This is a genomic window from Roseateles sp. P5_D6 (assembly GCF_054049415.1).
The window spans coordinates 125079-141704 of sequence record NZ_JBFUMK010000023.1; the positions used below are offsets into that span (position 1 = coordinate 125079).

Here is a 16626-nt window from a genome sequence, read left to right on the forward strand (position 1 = left end):
ATCAGGTCGACTTGGAAATCGAGATGCTCGGGAACTTGGCCGAGTAGTCCTTGCCTTGGGCGGCGATCTTGGCCGCGACCTTGCGGGCCAGTGCTTTGTAAAGACCGGCCACCTCGCCGTCCGGCTCGGCGGCGACGGTGGGCGTGCCGGAGTCGGCCTGGGCGCGGATGCTCATGGCCAGCGGCAGCGAGGCCAGCAGCTCGGTGCCGTACTGGGCCGCCATCTTCTGGCCGCCGTCGGCGCCGAAGATATGTTCGGCATGGCCGCAGTTGGAGCAGATATGCACGGCCATGTTCTCGACGATGCCCAGGATGGGGATGCCCACCTTCTCGAACATCTTCAGGCCCTTCTTGGCGTCGATCAGCGCGATGTCCTGCGGCGTCGTGACGATGACGGCGCCGGTCACGGGCACGCGCTGCGACAGGGTCAGCTGGATGTCGCCGGTGCCCGGCGGCAGGTCGATGACGAGGTAGTCCAGCTCCTGCCAGCGCGTCTGGCGCAGCAGTTGCTCCAGCGCCTGCGTGGCCATGGGGCCGCGCCAGATCATGGCCTGGTCGTCCTCGACGAGAAAGCCGATGGAGTTGACCTGCAGCCCGTGGGCGATGTGGGGCTCCATGTTCTGGCCGTCCAGGGACTCCGGCCGGCCGCTGGCGCCCAGCATCAGCGGCTGGCTGGGGCCGTAGACGTCGGCATCCAGTACACCCACGCGGGCGCCTTCGGCATGCAGGGCCAGGGCCAGGTTGGCGGCCGTCGTGCTCTTGCCCACGCCGCCCTTGCCGGAGGCGACGGCGATGATGTTCTTCACGCCCGGCAGCAGCTGCACGCCGCGCTGCACCGCGTGAGCGACGACCTGGGTGGTGATGGCGACGCTGACATTGCCGACGCCCGCCAGTCCCTTGGCCGCGGCGATGACAGCCGCGCGCAGGGCCGCGTGCTGGCTGGCAGCCGGGTAACCCAGTTCGATGTCGACGGCGACATCCGCGCCATCCACCTTGATCGACCTGACCGCCTTGGCTTCACCCAGCGGGCGGCCGCTGCCGGGGTCCACCACGGCTTGCAGCAGGGGTTGCAGCTGGACATCGGAGATCGCGGTCATGGCAGGGAACAGTTCACGGCAAACGGGGCGAACAGTCTAGCCCGCAAGCGGTCTGCATCCAGTCGGCGGGCTTTGTGCGTAGAGTGAGGCGGCCCCGCATTGCCGCCGGAGATTTCATGCGCCGACCTGTTGTCTTGCTTGCCGCCGCCCTGCTGGGAACCTCGGCCCTTGCCCAGTCCGGCAAGCTGCTGTTGACCGGCGGCGTGTCCAGCATCGACGGCGCCGCCGGCGGTGGGCTGACGCCCTGGGCCGTGACCGGCAGCTATGCCACGGCCGGCGAAGTCGGCGCCACCGCCTTCGTCACCCGCGCCAAGACCGGCAACTACGGCCTGCTGACCTATGGCGCGGCCATCGCCTTCCACGACCGCATCGAGGTCTCGCTGGCCAGGCAGGACTTCGACACCGAAAGCAACCTCGCTCCCCTCGGCCTGGACGGCCTGCACCTGAAGCAGGACATCCTGGGCGTGAAGCTGCGCGTCATTGGCGACGCCGTGCTGGACAGCGACACGCTGATGCCCCAGATCGCCATCGGCCTGGAGCACAAGAAGACCCACGCCGGCAACCTCGGCCCGACGCTGTTCGGGCCACTCGGCGCCAGGGATTCGGGCACGGACTTCTACGCCAGCGCCACCAAGCTCTTCCTGGCCGACGGCGTGCTCGTCAACCTGACGCTGCGCGCCACCAAGGCCAACCAGAATGGGCTGCTGGGCTTCGGCGGGGCCCAGGGCAAGGGCTACCGGCTGCAACCCGAGTTCTCGCTCGCCAAGCTGCTGGCCAAGAACCTGGCCGTCGGCGTCGAGTTCCGCGCCAAGCCGGACAACCTGAACCAGTCGGTGCTGGGCGCGGGCGCGCTGAAGGAAGACGACTGGAAGGACATCTTCATCGCCTGGGCGCCGAACAAGCATGTCTCGCTGACCGCTGCCTGGGTGGACCTCGGCCGCATCGCGCCGGCTGTGCAACCCAAGCGCCAGACCGGCGGCTATCTGTCCGCGCAGTTCGCGCTCTGACCCGGAGTTCCCCATGGCCCGTGCCGTTCTTGCCTGCCTGCTGCTCACCGGCGCCGCCGCGCTCGCGCAGACGCCACCGGCCAACGACAGCGTCTACCAGGCCTGGGGCGGCAAGGCAGGCATCCGCGCCGTCATGGACGAATTCGTGCCGCGCCTGTTGACCGACCCACGCACGGCGCCCTTCTTCAAGAACACCAACCGCGAAAACCTGGCGACCCAGCTGACCGATCAGCTCTGCCAGGAGGCCGGCGGCCCCTGCGTCTACAAGGGCGTGCCGATGAAGCTCGTGCACCAGGACCTGGACATCGCCCGGCGTGACTTCAATGCGCTGGTGGAGATCCTGCAGCAGGCCATGGATGCCAAGGGCATTCCCTTCAGCGCGCAGAACGGCATGCTGGCCAGGCTGGCGCCGATGCACCGCGAAATCGTCACCACGGTGACTGAAACGCAGCAACGTCGGTAAAGAATTCTTTCGTTAACCGCGGCGCCACAAGGCGGCCGGGCCCGCGCGGCACACTGCCAGCCATGCAACTCACCCGTGTATCCGCGGCCGCCCTGCTGGCGGCCTGCGGCAGCTTGCCTGCCCTTGCGCAGTTCCCCGCCGCACCCGATGCGGCGGCCTCCGCGCCGGCTCGCCCGGCGCCCAAGCCCGCCGACGCCAAGTCCGAGCAGCTCAAGCGCGTCGAGGTCACGGGCACGGCCACTGACGAATCCATCCGCAAGGCCTCCACGGCCAGCAAGATCGTCATCACGCGCGAAGAGATCGAGAAGTTCGGCGACTCGACGCTGGGCGAGATGATCAAGCGCCTGCCCGGCGTGACCACCGGCGGCCGCCCGGGCCGCGGCGGCGACATCCGCATGCGCGGCATGGGCGGCGGCTACACGCAGATCCTCGTCAACGGGGAGCGCATGCCGCCCGGCTTCTCGCTGGACCAGCTGCCGCCCGAGCAGGTCGAGCGTATCGAGGTGCTGCGCGCACCCACGGCCGAGTACGGCACGCGTGCCGTCGCCGGCACCATCAACATCGTGCTGCGCGAGGCGTTGAAGAAGAAGCTCAACGAGTTCCGCGCCGGCTTCGCGACCGAGCGCGGCCAGATCAGCCCCGGCATCAGCTGGACGCGCAACGACAACTTCGGCGAGGGCCATGCCTACAACCTGACCGTCAACGCGATGCGCGGTGAGCGTATCGACGACATCATCAATGACACGCTGACCCATACCGTCGCGAGCAACAGTGACAGCCTGCTGACCTCGCGCGGCCGCACCGAAGACCAGCGCAGCGCGCTGAACCTGACCGGCCGCGTGCAGTTCAAGCTCAACGCGACGGACAGCCTGGCCATCCAGCCCTTCATCGTCTCGACCAAGTCCAGCAGCAACACCCAGCTGCTGCAGACGACGACGCCTCAGCCGAATCCCCTGCCCCCCGGCTTCTTCGACCAGGCCGACACCGACGGCGACAACCGCTTCACGATGGCGCGGCTGAACGCGCAGTGGCAGAGCAAGCTGAGCAGCGACACCCGGGTCGAGGCCCGCGGCGGCATCGGCCGCGCCCGTGGCGAGAGCCACAGCGTGCGCCAGGAACGCCTGGCCGGTGCGGCCACGCGGCTGCAGGACGACAACAACACCAGCCGCGACAGCAACTGGAGTGCGCTGGCCAAGATCTCGCACAACCTGGGCGGCGACCATGCTCTTGTCAGCGGCATCGAGGGCGAAGGGACGACGCGGCACACCAACCGCGTGACCCTGGTCAACGGCGCGCCCCAGCCGGGGCTGGACGACTTTGGCGACGACCTGGATGCGTCCTCGGTGCGCGTGGCGGCCTATGCCCAGGACGAGTGGAACGTTGGCAAGCAATGGGACTTCTACGCCGGCCTGCGCTGGGAGGGCATCACCACCAAGTCCAGCGCCGCAACCTACGACGCGCGCAACAAGTCCAACGTCTTCACGCCGCTGGCGCATGCCCGCTACAAGCTCGACGACAAGGGCCGCGACATGATCCGCGCCAGCCTGACGCGCAGCTACCGCAGCCCGCAGCTGCAGGACCTGATCGCCCGGCCGACCATCAACAGCCAGGTGCCTCACCAGGCCAACACGCCCGACCGCGCCGGCAACCCCGACCTCAAGCCCGAGCTGGCGACCGGCTTCGAGATTGGCTACGAGCACTACCTGACCAAGGGCGGCCTGCTCAGTGCCAACTTCTTCGCGCGCCGCATCACGAACCTGATGCGCACCGTGACGGCGTTGGAGACGGTGCCCTGGGCCGCGACGCAGCGCTGGGTGGCTCGCCCGCAGAACATCGGCAAGGCGTCGACCGCTGGTGTCGAGTTGGAGGCGCGCTTTCGCCTCGATGAGTATTTCGAGGGTGCATTGCCCATCAATGTGCGCAGCAACTTCAGCGTCTTCACGTCCAAGGTCGACGGCATCCCGGGGCCGAACAACCACATCGACGGCCAGCCCAAGGGCACGGCCAACCTCGGCGCCGACTACCGGCTGCGCTCAGTCCCGCTGACGCTGGGCGCCTCGCTGAACTGGACGCCGTCGACCACCATCCAGCAGACGCTGATCACCGAGACCACCGCCAGCCGCAAGGTCGTCGTCGATGCGTTTGCGCTGTGGGCCATCAACACCGAGCAGTCGCTGCGCCTGTCGGCGACGAATCTGTCGGCGATGGACTACTTCACGGGCTCGGTCATCGCCACGGGCGATCAAGTCATCACGTCGCGCAGCGGCGGGCCAAGCTACGTGCAGTGGCAGCTGCGCTGGGAGATGAAGATCTGAGCCGAGACGGCTAGCGCGTGAGCGAGAACGCGCTGACGGCAGTGACCAGGCGCCCGGCCTGGTCCTTCAGGCTCTCAGCCGCTGCGGCGCTCTCTTCCACCAGCGCGGCGTTCTGCTGGGTGACCTGGTCCATCTGCGAAACGGCGTCACCCACCTGACCGACGCCGGTGCTCTGCTCGCGGCTCGCCACGCTGATTTCGGCCACGATGCCACTGACCCGCCCGATGGCTTCGACGACGTCGCGCATGGTCTCCCCGGCCCGGTCGACCAGCGCCGAGCCCTTGCTGACGTGGGTCACGCTGGAGTCGATGAGGCCCTTGATTTCCTTGGCCGCGACCGCGCTGCGCTGCGCCAGCGTGCGCACTTCTCCGGCCACCACGGCAAAGCCCCGGCCCTGCTCCCCGGCGCGGGCGGCTTCCACGGCCGCGTTCAGCGCGAGGATGTTGGTCTGGAAGGCGATGCCATCGATGGTGCCAATGATGTCGGCCATCTTTCGGGAGCCGGCATCGATGTCGCGCATGGTGGCGATGACGTCGCTCACCACGGCGCCGCCCCGGGCCGCGACGCCCGTCGCCGTCTTGGCCAGTTCGCTGGCCTGTTCGGCATGGTCGGCGTTATGGCGCACGGTGGTACCCAGTTCCTCCATCGTGGCCGCCGTCTGCTGCAGGGCACTGGCCTGCTCTTCTGTACGCTGGCTCAGGTTGGCGTTGCCCGACGCGATCTGCGTTGAGCCGGTGGCGATGGACTCCGACGCCTCGCGCACTTGCTGCACGATGCCGGCCAGGCTGTCGCGCATGGCCCCCAGCGATGCCAGTACGCTGCCGACCGGTGCGCGCTCGCTACCGGCCACGGGGCTCAGGTCGCCGTCGGCAACCTTGGTCGCGGCCGCGCTCAATTCGGCCGGCTCGGCCCCGAGTGCCCGTGACAGGCTGCGCACGATGAGGGCGCCACTGACGGCGGCAAGCACCAGGGCGCAGGTGACGACAGCCAGGAAGCCGTTGCGCTGGCTGCTGACCCGCGCTTGCGCCTGTTCAATCAGCTCTTCGGCGCGCTGCGCGGTGTAATCCGAATAGGCGCTCGACGCCTGCACCAGTTCGGCCAACAGGGGACGGCACTGCTCGTTCATGCGCAGCACGGCCTCGTCGCGCTTTTGCTCCAGCGCCAGCTTGACGATGCCCAGGGCCACCGGCGCGTATTTCTGCTCGACGCGGACGATGTCGGCGATCAGCGCCTTCGCCTTGGCCGACACGTCGGCGGCCTCGGCCATGTGTTGGAGCCGGCCGAGTTGCTCGGAGGCCGTGGCGTGCGCCTTTTCCACCCGGGCCCTCTCGACATCCAGATCCTGCGGCTGCGTGACCAGCACAAGGTTGCGCGCTGCGATGGCGCGCTCGTCCACGGCCAGCCGTACCGCGTTGGCGACGCGCATGCGCGCGTCAATGCCTGTGACGTAGCCCTCGAAGGCCTCCGCCTCGGTTTGGAGAGCCCGCCAGGCGAGCCCCGCGATCAGCAGCAGCAGCGCCACCACGGCACCGAAGGCGAGGATGAGTCTTGYGCGGACGGTCAAAGAGGAGAAGTTCATGGTGGCTCTTCGGGCTGGCCAAGGCGATGCCGAAAGTTACCCGAGAGACCTGATATCTGATTTATTTAGCAGCCATGAGGTGCAAACAATGCCACGGATCAGTCATTTCTCGCCACGCCACCCCCCATCAAGCACGAGATCTGTTGATGCTGCGCATTGGCGATCCTGTCACTCTGCTCGCAGGTTTTCGCCTGGCGAACCTCGGCACGGCATTGGGCGGCTGCCTGCCTGCCGAGAGTCGGCCACGTGACGCTGGCGGCCGCGCGATACAGAAATGGCTCGGCCGCACGCAGTACGGCCAGGACCCGCACTTCAACGGCTGGCTGCAGGATTCCCGCATCTACGGCGGCGCGCTGGGTGCCGCGCAGGTGCAGGCCCTGGCCTGAGCGCGCACATCGTCAGCCGGCACGCTGGCTGGTCGTCACCCAAGGCCCCGTGAGGCCGTCGAGCTCGCAATCCCACAGCGCTTGCGCATCCATCTCATCGACCACGCCTTCGCCGTACACCTTCAAAGCCAAGCTGCGCAGCATGATCACCATGCCCCGCACAAACGCCGCGCGGCCCGCCTCCCCAGCCACGCCGAGCAGCACAGAAGCATCGAGCTTCACGTAGTCCAGCCCAGCTTGGTAGAGCTTCTCGACCTGCGCCAGCCCAGCGCCGGCATGCTCCAGGCCCAACTTGACCCCAAGTGGCCGCAGCTGGCGGCCGAACTCCAGCAGACGCTCGAAATGCTCGGTCGCCGCAGCCTCGGCCAGATCCAGCAGCAAGGCCCGCGCCGGCTGCGGCCATTGCGCCAGCAGCTCGCGCAGTTGCGGCAGGAAGGCCGCGTCGGCCAGCGACACCGGCGCCACATTGATGCAGCGCGCCTTGCCGTCGGCCGCGATGGCCCGCAGGGCCAGATCCACGGCGAGCAGGTCGACCTGGGCCGTCATGCGCGCACGCACCGCGAGAGGCAGCCAGGCCGTGGCCGGCTGGAAATCGGCATCCAGTTGCAACTGCAGCGGGCATTCCAGATGCAACACACGGCCACCTCGGTCACGCACCGGGAACTCGACCAGGCGGCCACGCTGCTGGCTGACGGCCTCCTGCAGCTGGGCACGCCACAGGCCCTCGCCCTGCTCGCGGCCAATGCCGGGGTCGGCCACGATCTCGACGACAAAGCCACCACGCGCCTCGCTCTGGTGCTCGGCCCGGGCCAGCGCGGCATCGGCCTCGCCCAGCCAGACGTTGCTCGGCCGCTCGCGTGGCAGCTCGACGGCGCCGAGCGCCACCTGCACACCGGGCCCGAAGGCCGGCAGGCTGGCGCGCAGCGCGTCGGCCAGCGCATGGGCCGTCTCGGCGGCCACGCCCTCGGCCGGTAGCCAGAGTGCGAAGTCGCCACCATTCAGGCGGCCGACGCGGCAACCGGCCACCGACTCCGGATAAGCCTGCAGGGCTGAGACGACGGTCAGCAATACATCGTCGACAGCGCCCCGGCCCAGGCGGGCATTCAGGCCGGACAGGTCACGCAGGCGTACCAGTACCAGGCCAGCCACCGCCGGGCCGTCGTCGCGGCGCAGGGCCGCGTCCAGCTCGGCCAGGAAATGCTTGCGGGTGGAGACGCCGGTCAGCGGGTCGTGGTGCACCTGCTCGCGCAGCACCAGCAGCTGGCCGGCCTGGGCCTCGAAGAGGTCGCGCACGCGCTGCACCATCGCGTTCATGGCGCGGGTGAGGCGCTGCAGCTCCGGCACGCGCGGCTCGACGACCTGGCCATAGCTGCCGGCCAGCACACCCTCGGCCTGGGCCACGGCGGCGTCCAGCGGGCGGCGGATGCGCCTCAGGCCCGCCCAGGCCAGCACGGCCGCGACGATGCCGACGATGAGCAGCCAGGCCAGCAGGCGCCGCGAGGTCAGCCACAACGCGTCATGGGCGTAGCTGGAATGACTCTTCAGTTCGACCGCACCGATGGCGTTCCAACCGTTGGACAGCTGGGCCACACCGGACGCGGCTTCGATGGGCAGCATGGCGCGGAACCAGGCCGGCGCCTGGCCCGGGCGCGGCGCCTCGGCACGCTCGAACAAGGTCTCACCATTGGCGCCACGCCAACGCACGAATTCGTAGGCGCCGGTATCGAACTGGGCCGACACCAGCAGCTTGATGAGCTCACGGTCGCCCTGCTGCTGCGACAGGGCGAGAGCCAGGGCCTGGGCGTTGTCGGCGTTCTTCAGCTCCAGCTGGGTGTGCATCAACTGCCGCGCGGAGACCATGGACAGGCCGACCGCGCCCACCAGCGCGGCCAGCACCACGCCAAGCACCAGCCAGGCGATCTGCCGCATCAACGACATGTCTCACTCCCGTTCACAAGAATCCCTCTGCTCTCACTTTGGCCACCAGCTCGCGCCACAGCGACAGGCGCGCCAGCGGGTCACCCGCCGTCACCTGGCCCACGCCCTGCCACAGGCCCTCGGTGTTGAAGCTGAACACCGGCGTCAGGTCGGTGCGTTGCGATGCGGGCAGCACCTCGGGCCGCAGGTTGTCCAGGATCAGCGGCTCGGCGCCCGGCTGGGCATAGTAGGCCAGCACCATGTGGGCGAGCGACTGGCCCTGCAGCCGCGCCCGCACATAGACCATCCTCAACTTGGCCGTCGGCACGCCCGTGGCCGCCAGGCCGAAGTATTTGGCGATGGCGTAGTCCTCGCAGTCGCCAGCGCGCTTTTCCAGGCTTTCCAGCGGCGAGGCCCAGTAGTCCGGCAGGTTCCAGGTGACGGCGTCGTCCTTGAAGGCCAGGCGGCGGTTGAAGAAATCGTTGATGTCCTTGAGCCGCTGCAGCTCCTCGCTCACGCCGCTGCGCTCGATCTGCTGCACCAGGGCCTGGGCCTGCTCGACGACGCGGGGGCCGCGGGCGGCGGCAGCTTCCAGCACACGCGCCGCGTCATAAGCCGCCAGCGCCAGCACCGGCCCGGCCACCAGGACGGCCAACCACCACCGATGCCGACGAAGGGCGAAAGCGACGCGAGGCGGGGAAGTGGGCAAGATTGACGGCGGGCTGCAGTTGAATTCACTGTACCCGGCTGGCACATGTCCGAAGCGCCATAAGATTTTTGGATGATGCAGAACCCGGCACCTTCCCACGACCTGCGTACTCGTGCGCAGCAGATCCGCGACGACATCGACCAGTCGCGCCGCCGTGGCCCCCTGCAGCAGATCCAGATCCCGCCCTGCCCCGAGTTGCTGGCGCAGTTGCAGCAGGCCATGAACCAGCCGGAACCCGACCTCAACCTGGTCTCGCGCATCGCCTCCAGCGACGTGGCCATGGCCGCCACGCTGCTGCGCATTGCCAACGGGCCGCTGTTCAAGCCCGTCGGCCTGCCCTGCACCACCGTCGGCCAGGCGATGACGCGCATCGGCCTGCGCGAGAGCGTGGCCGTCATGACGGGCTTCCTGGCCCAGCACGCCATCCCCGTCAACGCGCCACAGCTGGCGCGCTTCTGGGAGCGCAGCACCAAGCGCGCCATCGCGATGGCCATCATTGCCCAGCAGCTGCCAGGCCTGTCGCCTGACCTGGCGCACAGCTTTGGTCTCTTCCTGCACGTTGGCATGCCGGTGCTGATGCAGAGCGTGCGCGGCTATGCAGCCACCATGGTGGAGGCCGGCGCTCGCATCGACCGCCCCTATATCGCCACGGAAAACGCCAACCACAAGACCGACCATGCCGTCGTCGGCGCGCTGGTCGTGCGCGTTTGGAACCTGCCGGCGCCGCTGATGTCGGCCATCCGCCTGCACCACGACTTCGCGGCCCTCGGCCACGACGGCATTGAGCCTGAGATCCACACGCTGATCGCCGCCGGCCTGATCGCCGAGCATCTGATGCGCCGCCACGAAGGCCTGCCCGAGGACGCCGACTGGGCCGGCCACCACCAGGCTGCGATGGCCTGGCTGCACATCGACTGGGAAGAGCTGGCCCAGTGGGAAGAGGCCATCAGCGCGCAGTTCGATGCGGCTTAGGTTCCCGCGCCTGCGTGTCATCGTGCTGGCCGCCATGGTGGTGGCGGCACTGGCTATCGTCGGCTGGTGGGCGTTCGGCCCGTCCGGCGTCGCCGTCGAGTTGACCAAACGCAGCTGGCGCATGGAGATCATCGTCGAGCGGCTGCGTTCCGAGTCCGGCTCGGACTGGTGCGACGAGCTTCCCGAGGGCGCTTTCGACATCAGCCGCCGCACCATCGCCGATCCCACCGGCAAGCGCGCCGAGCCGGGCGAGCATTGCCGCTACAACGTCCTGGCCTGGCGCCGCAGCTGGATCGTCAAGAACGAGGGCGGCCCCGGCGAGCGCCCCGACTGGCCGCGCCCGCCGCTGCGCATGGCCCCGCCCGGCCAGCCCGGCAGCGAGCGCCTGAGCAAGCGCGAAGCCTATTTCGAGATCGAGCTGCGCGACCGCGAGGACCATGCCTGGGTCTGCCGCGTCGACGCCGAGCGCTGGAAGCAGCTGCGCGTGGGCATGCGCTTTCGGATCCCGGTGGACCGCTTCGGCACGGCGAACTGCCCGGCGATGTATCCGTCCAACATCTAGCCGGCCTTGGCCGCCTTCCAGCGCTTCAGGATCTCCGCTTCCTGCTCAGGCGTGTCCGGCTGCGGGCTGCGCCCTTCGATCAGCGGCAGCAGCGCTCGCGTACCTTCGTACAGATGCTCGAACAGCTTCTTGACGCGGGGCACCTGGCGCAGCTCCACGCGGGTCAGCAGCCACAGCTCGCTGCGCCAGTCGCGCGGCGGATCGAACACGCGCTTCAGCTCGGGGTCGGCATCGCCGAGATAGCAGGGCAAGGCACCCAGGCCCATGCCGGCGCGCACCAGTTGGCGAACATGGGTCAGGCTGTTGGTGCGCACCGCCACCTGGCGGCCCAGGCCCTGGCCCTCCAGCCAGCGGGCCGATGCCAGGTGGGCCAGCTCCGCGTCGACACCCACCCAGGGTTGCAGGTCCAGGGTCTCCGCGCTGACGCCGCCCAGCTTGCGAGACGCATAGACCGTCGCCTCGACACGCGCCAGGCGGCGCCCCACCAGCGACTCCGGCGGTGGCCCGCCGGAGCGCAGCGCGACATCGGTTTCGCCCTGCTGCACGTCCAGCAGCGCGTTGCCGCTGCGCACCTGCAGCTGGACCTGATGCCGGGTCTGGTAGCTGGCCAGCAGCGGCGGCAGCAGGGCCTGCATCCAGGTATCGGCCGCGCTGAACCTCAGCAGGCCGCCAGGCCAGGCCTGCCGCCCACGCAGGCTCTCGGTCACGACATGCAGCTCACGCCCCATGCGGCGCGACAGCTCGACCAGCTCAGCGCCGGCGCGCGTGGCCACATAGCCACCACGCAGGCGCTCGAACAGCCGCAGGTCCAGCTTCTGCTCCAACGCCCGCAGCCGCCGGAACAGCGTCGCATGGCTCAAGCCGCCCGCGCCGGCCGCCTTGGCCAGGCCGCCATGCTGGGCGATCAGTTGCAGCAGGCGCAGGTCGTCCCAGTTCAGGTCGTTGATGATGGGCGCTGTCATGACCAGCAATTTTGCAATGACAAATTGCAAATTCGCATACTCAGGAGGCTCAGTGCGTTCCTAGACTGCAGGCCTTCCCAGCACAACAAGAAACCACGCCATGTCGATGTACGAACAGCTTCCCTTCCAGCCCGCCAACCGTGGCGAGATCGACCGCGTGGTGGCCGACTTCCCGCTGGCCACCCTCGTCAGCGCCGACGAGGGCCGGATGCTGGCCACGCCGCTGCCGTTGATCCTGGAGCGCGATGCGGCCAGCGGCGAAGCACGGCTGATCGGCCATCTGTCGCGTCGCAACCCGCAGTTCGCCCTGCTGCAGCGCCAACCGCGCGCCCTGGCCACCTTCACCGGTGCGCAGGGCTATATCGCCAGCAGCTGGATGGGCAACCGCCGCTACGCACCGACCTGGAACTACGAGTTCGTCCAGTTCGAACTGGACGTCAGCATCGAGGACAGCCCGGAACAGCTGCTGCGTGCGCTGGAGCTGCTGAGCGCCCATGTCGAAGCACCCTACCCCAATGCTTGGCGGCCGGCCGAGATGGGGCCGCGGCTGGAGCAACTGGCGCAGTACATCGTGCCCTTCAGTGCCCGCATCCTGGAGACCCGCGCCCAGTTCAAGCTGGGCCAGGGCGACCCGGCCGACGCGCGGGCCGACGCCTACGCCGGCCTGTCCCGCTACGGCGGCCATCAACTGGCCGCCGCGATGCGGCGGCATGAAGAGCTGGTGCGGGAGGCCGCGCGCTAGGGCTCGGGTCTCACCGTCCTCAGCATCTGCTGCCACAGCGGCGCATAGGCCGCGTTGGCAATGCCTTCGCCATGCGGCTGGCCGCCCGGGCGCAACGGCAGGTCCAACGCATGAACCTGGGCCGGCGGGATCCCCAACAGGCGATAGCTTTGCGCCAGGAGGTCGGCGGCCGTCTCCTGCACGTGGTAGGTCGCATGCCAGCGTTCGGGCGGCGTGACGCTGGCACGGCGATACCAGCGGGCCAGGTCGCCGCTGGCCTCGCGGTCCCAGCCGCCCGAGAAGTCCAGCACGCCGGCCACCGCGCGCGTTTTGGCGATGAAGGCGGCCATGCCGCCGCCTTGGGACTGGCCAGCCAGCACGATGCGGCTCCAGCGTGGCTCATCGCCATCAAGGTAGCCGACCCATTGGCCAGCCGGATCCTGCTCGGCCAGATGGCGCAGCAGCCGGGTGAGCCGCGGCACGATGGCATCCTCGGGCCGGTCGTCAATGGGCGCCGCGGTCGCGTCGCCCCAGACGCGTTGTTGGCGGAAGGCCGCGGCGCAGGTCGGATGGGCCTGCAGCCGCGGTCCCTTGCAGACCTGCGATACGGCCACATCGTCCAGATAGGACAGGCCGACCAACCGGAAACCGGCGGATCGCACCGCCTGGAAAAGGCCCTTCGGCCCGCTGGCGGGATGACCGTTGGTACCCGGCAACCAGACAAGCAGGGGCTCGGTCACCGCCGGGTCGTAGACCACCCAATGCGGCGGCTCATCGGCCTTGAGCCGCGCATCGGTGGCCTGCGGCGCGACCCGCAGTGAACGTTCTTCGGCCTGTGCCGAGAGCGCCACCAGCAACGCCGCCCCCAGCAACAGACGACGCATCGCTGCTTACTTCTTGCGCACCGGCGGCACGTCCGTGCAGGAGCCGTGCGCCACTTCCGCGGCCATGCCCAGCGACTCGCCCAGCGTCGGGTGCGGGTGGATGGTCTTGCCGATGTCCACCGCGTCCGCGCCCATCTCGATGGCCAGCGCGATCTCGCCGATCATGTCGCCGGCATGCGTGCCGACGATGCCGCCACCGATGATGCGGTGGCTTTCCTCGTCGAAGAGCAGCTTGGTGAAGCCTTCGTCGCGGCCATTGGCGATCGCACGGCCCGAGGCCGTCCACGGAAACAGGCCCTTGGTGACCTTGATGCCCTTGGCCTTGGCCTCGTCCTCGGTGATGCCCACCCAGGCCACCTCGGGGTCGGTGTAGGCCACGCTCGGAATCACGCGGGCGTCGAACTGGCTCTTCTTGAGCTTCTCGTCGCCCAGCAACTCACCAGCGATGACTTCCGCCGCGACATGGCCCTCGTGCACCGCCTTGTGGGCCAGCATGGGCTGGCCGACGATGTCGCCGATGGCGAACACGCTCGGCACATTGGTGCGCATCTGCACGTCGACCGGGATGAAGCCGCGGTCGCCGACGATGACGCCCGCGTTCTCGGCGCCGATCTTCTTGCCGTTGGGCGTGCGGCCCACGGCCTGCAGGACCAGGTCGTAGCGTTGCGGCTCTTTCGGGGCACCCTCGCCTTCGAAGGTGACCCAGATGCCATCGGGCTTGGCTTCGGCGCCGACCGTCTTCGTGTTCAACATGATGTTGTCGAAACGGTGAGCGTTGAACTTCTGCCAGACCTTGACGAGGTCGCGGTCGGCGCCGGTCATCAGCGTGGGCAGCATTTCGACGACGTCCAGGCGCGAGCCCAGCGTGGAGTACACCGTGCCCATTTCCAGGCCGATGATGCCGCCGCCGACGATGAGCATCTTCTCGGCCTCGACCTGCATCTCCAGCGCGCCGGTCGAGTCGACGATGCGCGGGTCGTCCGGCAGGAAAGGCAGGCGCACGGCCTGCGAGCCGGCCGCGATGATGAGGCGCTTGAAGGCCACGGTCTGGGCCGCGCCGGTCTTGGCCTGGCCCACGGCGCCTTCGGTCGCTTCGACCTTGAGATGTTGCGCGTCGATCAGCGAGCCGACGCCGCGCAGCACGGTTACCTTGCGCATCTTGGCCATCGCCGCGAGACCGCCGGTCAGCTTGCCTGTCACCTTGTTCTTGTGGGCGCGGAGCTTGTCGATGTCGACTTCCGGCTCACCGAAGGCCACGCCGAGGTCGGCCATGTGGCTGACCTCGTCCATGACCGCCGCGACGTGCAGCAGCGCCTTGGACGGGATGCAGCCGACGTTCAGGCAGACGCCGCCGAGCGTCGCGTAACGCTCGACGAGGGCGACCTTGAGGCCCAGGTCGGCGGCGCGGAAGGCGGCCGAGTAGCCACCGGGACCGCCGCCGAGGACGACGAGGTCGAAGGCTTGGTCGGCGCTGCCCGAGTAGGTCGCGGCGACCGGGGCGGGTGCGGCGGCCACGGGTGCCGGGGCAGGCGCAGCCGATGCCGGCGCAGCGGCTTCAGCCGAGTCCAGCGTCAGCACGACCGAACCCTTCTTGACCTTGTCGCCGATCTTGACGCGCAGTTCCTTCACCACGCCAGCGGCGGATGACGGGATCTCCATCGACGCCTTGTCGCTCTCGACGGTGATGAGGCTTTGCTCGACCTTGACGGTGTCGCCGGCCTTCACCAGCACCTCGATGACGCCGACTTCGTCAAAGTCGCCGATGTCAGGAACTTGAACTTCCACGATTGCCATGTGTTCAGCTCCCGACTTAGAGCGCGATCCGACGGAAGTCGGAGAGCAGCGAAGCAAAGTAGACGTTGAAGCGAGCAGCCGCAGCGCCGTCGATGACGCGGTGGTCCCAGCTCAGCGACAGCGGCAGGATCAGGCGCGGCTGGAAGGCCTTGCCGTCCCACACGGGCTCGATCGAGCTCTTGCAGACGCCCATGATGGACACCTCGGGCGCATTGATGATGGGCGTGAAGTACTTGCCGCCGATGCCGCCGAGCGACGAAATCGAGAAGCAGCCGCCGCTCATGTCGGCCGGGCCCAGCTTGCCGTCGCGGGCCTTCTTGGCCAGATCGCCCATTTCCTGGGTGATCTGGAAGATGCCCTTCTTGTCGGCGTCCTTGATGACGGGCACGACCAGGCCGTTGGGTGTGTCCGCCGCGAAGCCGATGTGGAAGTAGTTCTTCAGGACGAGCGTGTCGCCATCCAGCGAGCTGTTGAACTCGGGGAACTTCTTCAGCGCCGCGACGGCCGCCTTGATCATGAAGGCGAGCATCGTGACCTTGATGCCGGCCTTCTCGTTCTCCTTGTTCAGCTGGACGCGGAAGGCTTCGAGGTCGGTGATGTCCGCGTCGTCATGGTTGGTGACGTGGGGGATGACCACCCAGTTGCGGTGCAGGTTGGCGCCCGAGATCTTCTTGATGCGGGACAGTTCCTTGCGCTCGACGGGGCCGAACTTCTCGAAGTCGACCTTGGGCCAGGCCAGCACGTTCAGGCCGGAACCGCTGCCACCACCGCCGGCGGGCGCGGCGGCTTTCTGCGCGGCAGTCTGGAGCTGACCGGACATGACGGCCTTGACGAAGCCCTGCACGTCGCTCTCGACGATGCGGCCCTTGGCGCCCGTGCCCTTCACTTCGGCCAGCGGCACACCCAGCTCGCGGGCGAGCTTGCGGATGCTGGGCGAGGCGTGGGGCAGCTTGCCGGTCGGCGCAACAGGCTCATGCGGCGGCAACGCCGCCGTCGGTACGGTCTTGGTCTCCGCCGGTGCGGCAGCTGGGGCTGCTGCGGCAGGCGCCGACGCGGCCACGGGCGCTGCTGCGGCCGGCGCAGGCGCAGGCGCTCCACCGGTGGCGGCCACGCGTGCCAGCGGCGAGCCCTTCTTGACCTTGTCGCCGACCTTGACGAGCAGTTCCTCGACGACGCCGGCGTGCGACGACGGGATCTCCATCGATGCCTTGTCGCTCTCGACCGTGATGAGGCTTTGCTCGACCTTGACGGTGTCGCCG

General features: G+C 68.6%; 15 protein-coding genes. 7 read left to right on the forward strand and 8 right to left on the reverse strand.

The features are described 5' to 3' along the window. Position 1: 1 nt before the first annotated feature. Positions 2–1096, reverse strand: coding sequence for an iron-sulfur cluster carrier protein ApbC (gene apbC / locus ACXJKM_RS25085; protein WP_056195063.1), 1095 nt, complete (start codon positions 1094–1096; stop codon positions 2–4). A gap of 116 nt (positions 1097–1212) precedes the next feature. Between apbC and ACXJKM_RS25090 the strand changes: the two genes are divergently transcribed. The 3 genes from ACXJKM_RS25090 (at position 1213) to ACXJKM_RS25100 (ending at position 4881) form a co-directional block, all read left to right on the forward strand. After that, positions 1213–2103 (forward strand): DUF3034 family protein, encoded by an 891-nt coding sequence (locus ACXJKM_RS25090; RefSeq protein WP_457355954.1) that lies wholly within the window; start codon positions 1213–1215, stop codon positions 2101–2103. A 13-nt stretch (positions 2104–2116) separates the two neighbouring features. After that, entirely contained in the window at positions 2117–2566 is a 450-nt protein-coding gene (locus ACXJKM_RS25095; RefSeq protein ID WP_457355955.1) for a group I truncated hemoglobin, read from the forward strand. Positions 2567–2628: 62 nt separating this feature from the next. Further along, positions 2629–4881, forward strand: coding sequence for a TonB-dependent receptor plug domain-containing protein (locus ACXJKM_RS25100; protein ID WP_457355956.1), 2253 nt, complete (start codon positions 2629–2631; stop codon positions 4879–4881). 10 nt (positions 4882–4891) lie between these two features. On the opposite strand, the gene ACXJKM_RS25105 is transcribed toward ACXJKM_RS25100, so the two are convergent. Further along, positions 4892–6460: a methyl-accepting chemotaxis protein gene (locus ACXJKM_RS25105; RefSeq protein WP_457355957.1), complete on the reverse strand. Its 1569-nt coding sequence runs from the start codon at positions 6458–6460 to the stop codon at positions 4892–4894. Positions 6461–6606: 146 nt separating this feature from the next. Here ACXJKM_RS25105 and ACXJKM_RS25110 point away from each other — a divergent pair, with 146 nt between their 5' ends. After that, a complete protein-coding gene (locus tag ACXJKM_RS25110) occupies positions 6607–6846 on the forward strand; it encodes a hypothetical protein (RefSeq protein ID WP_457355958.1) in 240 nt (79 codons plus the stop codon). A gap of 12 nt (positions 6847–6858) precedes the next feature. On the opposite strand, the gene ACXJKM_RS25115 is transcribed toward ACXJKM_RS25110, so the two are convergent. Then, positions 6859–8784 carry a bifunctional diguanylate cyclase/phosphodiesterase gene (locus tag ACXJKM_RS25115; protein ID WP_457355959.1) on the reverse strand — a complete coding sequence of 642 codons (1926 nt, stop codon included), beginning with the start codon at positions 8782–8784 and terminating at the stop codon, positions 6859–6861. Positions 8785–8797: 13 nt separating this feature from the next. Next, the gene (locus ACXJKM_RS25120; RefSeq protein WP_457323484.1) at positions 8798–9418 is read right to left on the reverse strand and encodes a transglutaminase-like cysteine peptidase; all 621 of its coding nucleotides are present in this window, start codon (positions 9416–9418) and stop codon (positions 8798–8800) included. A gap of 126 nt (positions 9419–9544) precedes the next feature. On the opposite strand from ACXJKM_RS25120, the gene ACXJKM_RS25125 reads away from it, so the two are divergent. Together ACXJKM_RS25125 and ACXJKM_RS25130 are read left to right on the forward strand one after the other, a co-directional pair. After that, on the forward strand, positions 9545–10444 hold the full coding sequence (locus tag ACXJKM_RS25125; protein ID WP_457355960.1) for an HDOD domain-containing protein: 900 nt from the start codon (positions 9545–9547) through the stop codon (positions 10442–10444). After that, positions 10434–11006 (forward strand): hypothetical protein, encoded by a 573-nt coding sequence (locus ACXJKM_RS25130; RefSeq protein ID WP_457355961.1) that lies wholly within the window; start codon positions 10434–10436, stop codon positions 11004–11006. The genes ACXJKM_RS25125 and ACXJKM_RS25130 overlap by 11 nt, the downstream gene beginning before the upstream one ends. Here ACXJKM_RS25130 and ACXJKM_RS25135 read toward each other — a convergent pair. Continuing rightward, positions 11003–11968, reverse strand: a complete 966-nt coding sequence (locus tag ACXJKM_RS25135) for a LysR family transcriptional regulator (RefSeq protein ID WP_457355962.1) — start codon at positions 11966–11968, stop codon at positions 11003–11005. The two genes, ACXJKM_RS25130 and ACXJKM_RS25135, sit on opposite strands and share 4 nt — an antisense overlap. Before the next feature lie 100 nt (positions 11969–12068). Here ACXJKM_RS25135 and ACXJKM_RS25140 point away from each other — a divergent pair, with 100 nt between their 5' ends. Further along, positions 12069–12710, forward strand: coding sequence for an FMN-binding negative transcriptional regulator (locus ACXJKM_RS25140; RefSeq protein WP_457355963.1), 642 nt, complete (start codon positions 12069–12071; stop codon positions 12708–12710). On the opposite strand, the gene ACXJKM_RS25145 is transcribed toward ACXJKM_RS25140, so the two are convergent. From ACXJKM_RS25145 to aceF, 3 genes are all read right to left on the reverse strand, one after another. Further along, the gene (locus ACXJKM_RS25145) at positions 12707–13573 is read right to left on the reverse strand and encodes a BPSS1187 family protein (protein ID WP_457355964.1); all 867 of its coding nucleotides are present in this window, start codon (positions 13571–13573) and stop codon (positions 12707–12709) included. The genes ACXJKM_RS25140 and ACXJKM_RS25145 overlap by 4 nt on opposite strands. A 6-nt stretch (positions 13574–13579) precedes the next feature. After that, positions 13580–15367 (reverse strand): dihydrolipoyl dehydrogenase, encoded by a 1788-nt coding sequence (gene lpdA, locus ACXJKM_RS25150; protein WP_457355965.1) that lies wholly within the window; start codon positions 15365–15367, stop codon positions 13580–13582. Positions 15368–15383: 16 nt separating this feature from the next. Then, positions 15384–16626 (reverse strand): dihydrolipoyllysine-residue acetyltransferase (gene aceF, locus ACXJKM_RS25155; protein ID WP_457355966.1); only part of this gene is annotated, 1243 nt, incomplete at its 5' end.

Bases quoted from the DNA above. Each gene is read 5' to 3' on its own strand.
- apbC (WP_056195063.1), bottom strand. From the start codon at position 1,096: ATGACCGCGATCTCCGATGTCCAGCTGCAACCCCTGCTGCAAGCCGTG.
- ACXJKM_RS25090 (WP_457355954.1), top strand. From the start codon at position 1,213: ATGCGCCGACCTGTTGTCTTGCTTGCCGCCGCCCTGCTGGGAACCTCG.
- ACXJKM_RS25095 (WP_457355955.1), top strand. From the start codon at position 2,117: ATGGCCCGTGCCGTTCTTGCCTGCCTGCTGCTCACCGGCGCCGCCGCG.
- ACXJKM_RS25100 (WP_457355956.1), top strand. From the start codon at position 2,629: ATGCAACTCACCCGTGTATCCGCGGCCGCCCTGCTGGCGGCCTGCGGC.
- ACXJKM_RS25110 (WP_457355958.1), top strand. From the start codon at position 6,607: ATGCTGCGCATTGGCGATCCTGTCACTCTGCTCGCAGGTTTTCGCCTG.
- ACXJKM_RS25115 (WP_457355959.1), bottom strand. From the start codon at position 8,784: ATGTCGTTGATGCGGCAGATCGCCTGGCTGGTGCTTGGCGTGGTGCTG.
- ACXJKM_RS25125 (WP_457355960.1), top strand. From the start codon at position 9,545: ATGATGCAGAACCCGGCACCTTCCCACGACCTGCGTACTCGTGCGCAG.
- ACXJKM_RS25130 (WP_457355961.1), top strand. From the start codon at position 10,434: ATGCGGCTTAGGTTCCCGCGCCTGCGTGTCATCGTGCTGGCCGCCATG.
- ACXJKM_RS25135 (WP_457355962.1), bottom strand. From the start codon at position 11,968: ATGACAGCGCCCATCATCAACGACCTGAACTGGGACGACCTGCGCCTG.
- ACXJKM_RS25140 (WP_457355963.1), top strand. From the start codon at position 12,069: ATGTCGATGTACGAACAGCTTCCCTTCCAGCCCGCCAACCGTGGCGAG.
- ACXJKM_RS25145 (WP_457355964.1), bottom strand. From the start codon at position 13,573: ATGCGTCGTCTGTTGCTGGGGGCGGCGTTGCTGGTGGCGCTCTCGGCA.
- lpdA (WP_457355965.1), bottom strand. From the start codon at position 15,367: ATGGCAATCGTGGAAGTTCAAGTTCCTGACATCGGCGACTTTGACGAA.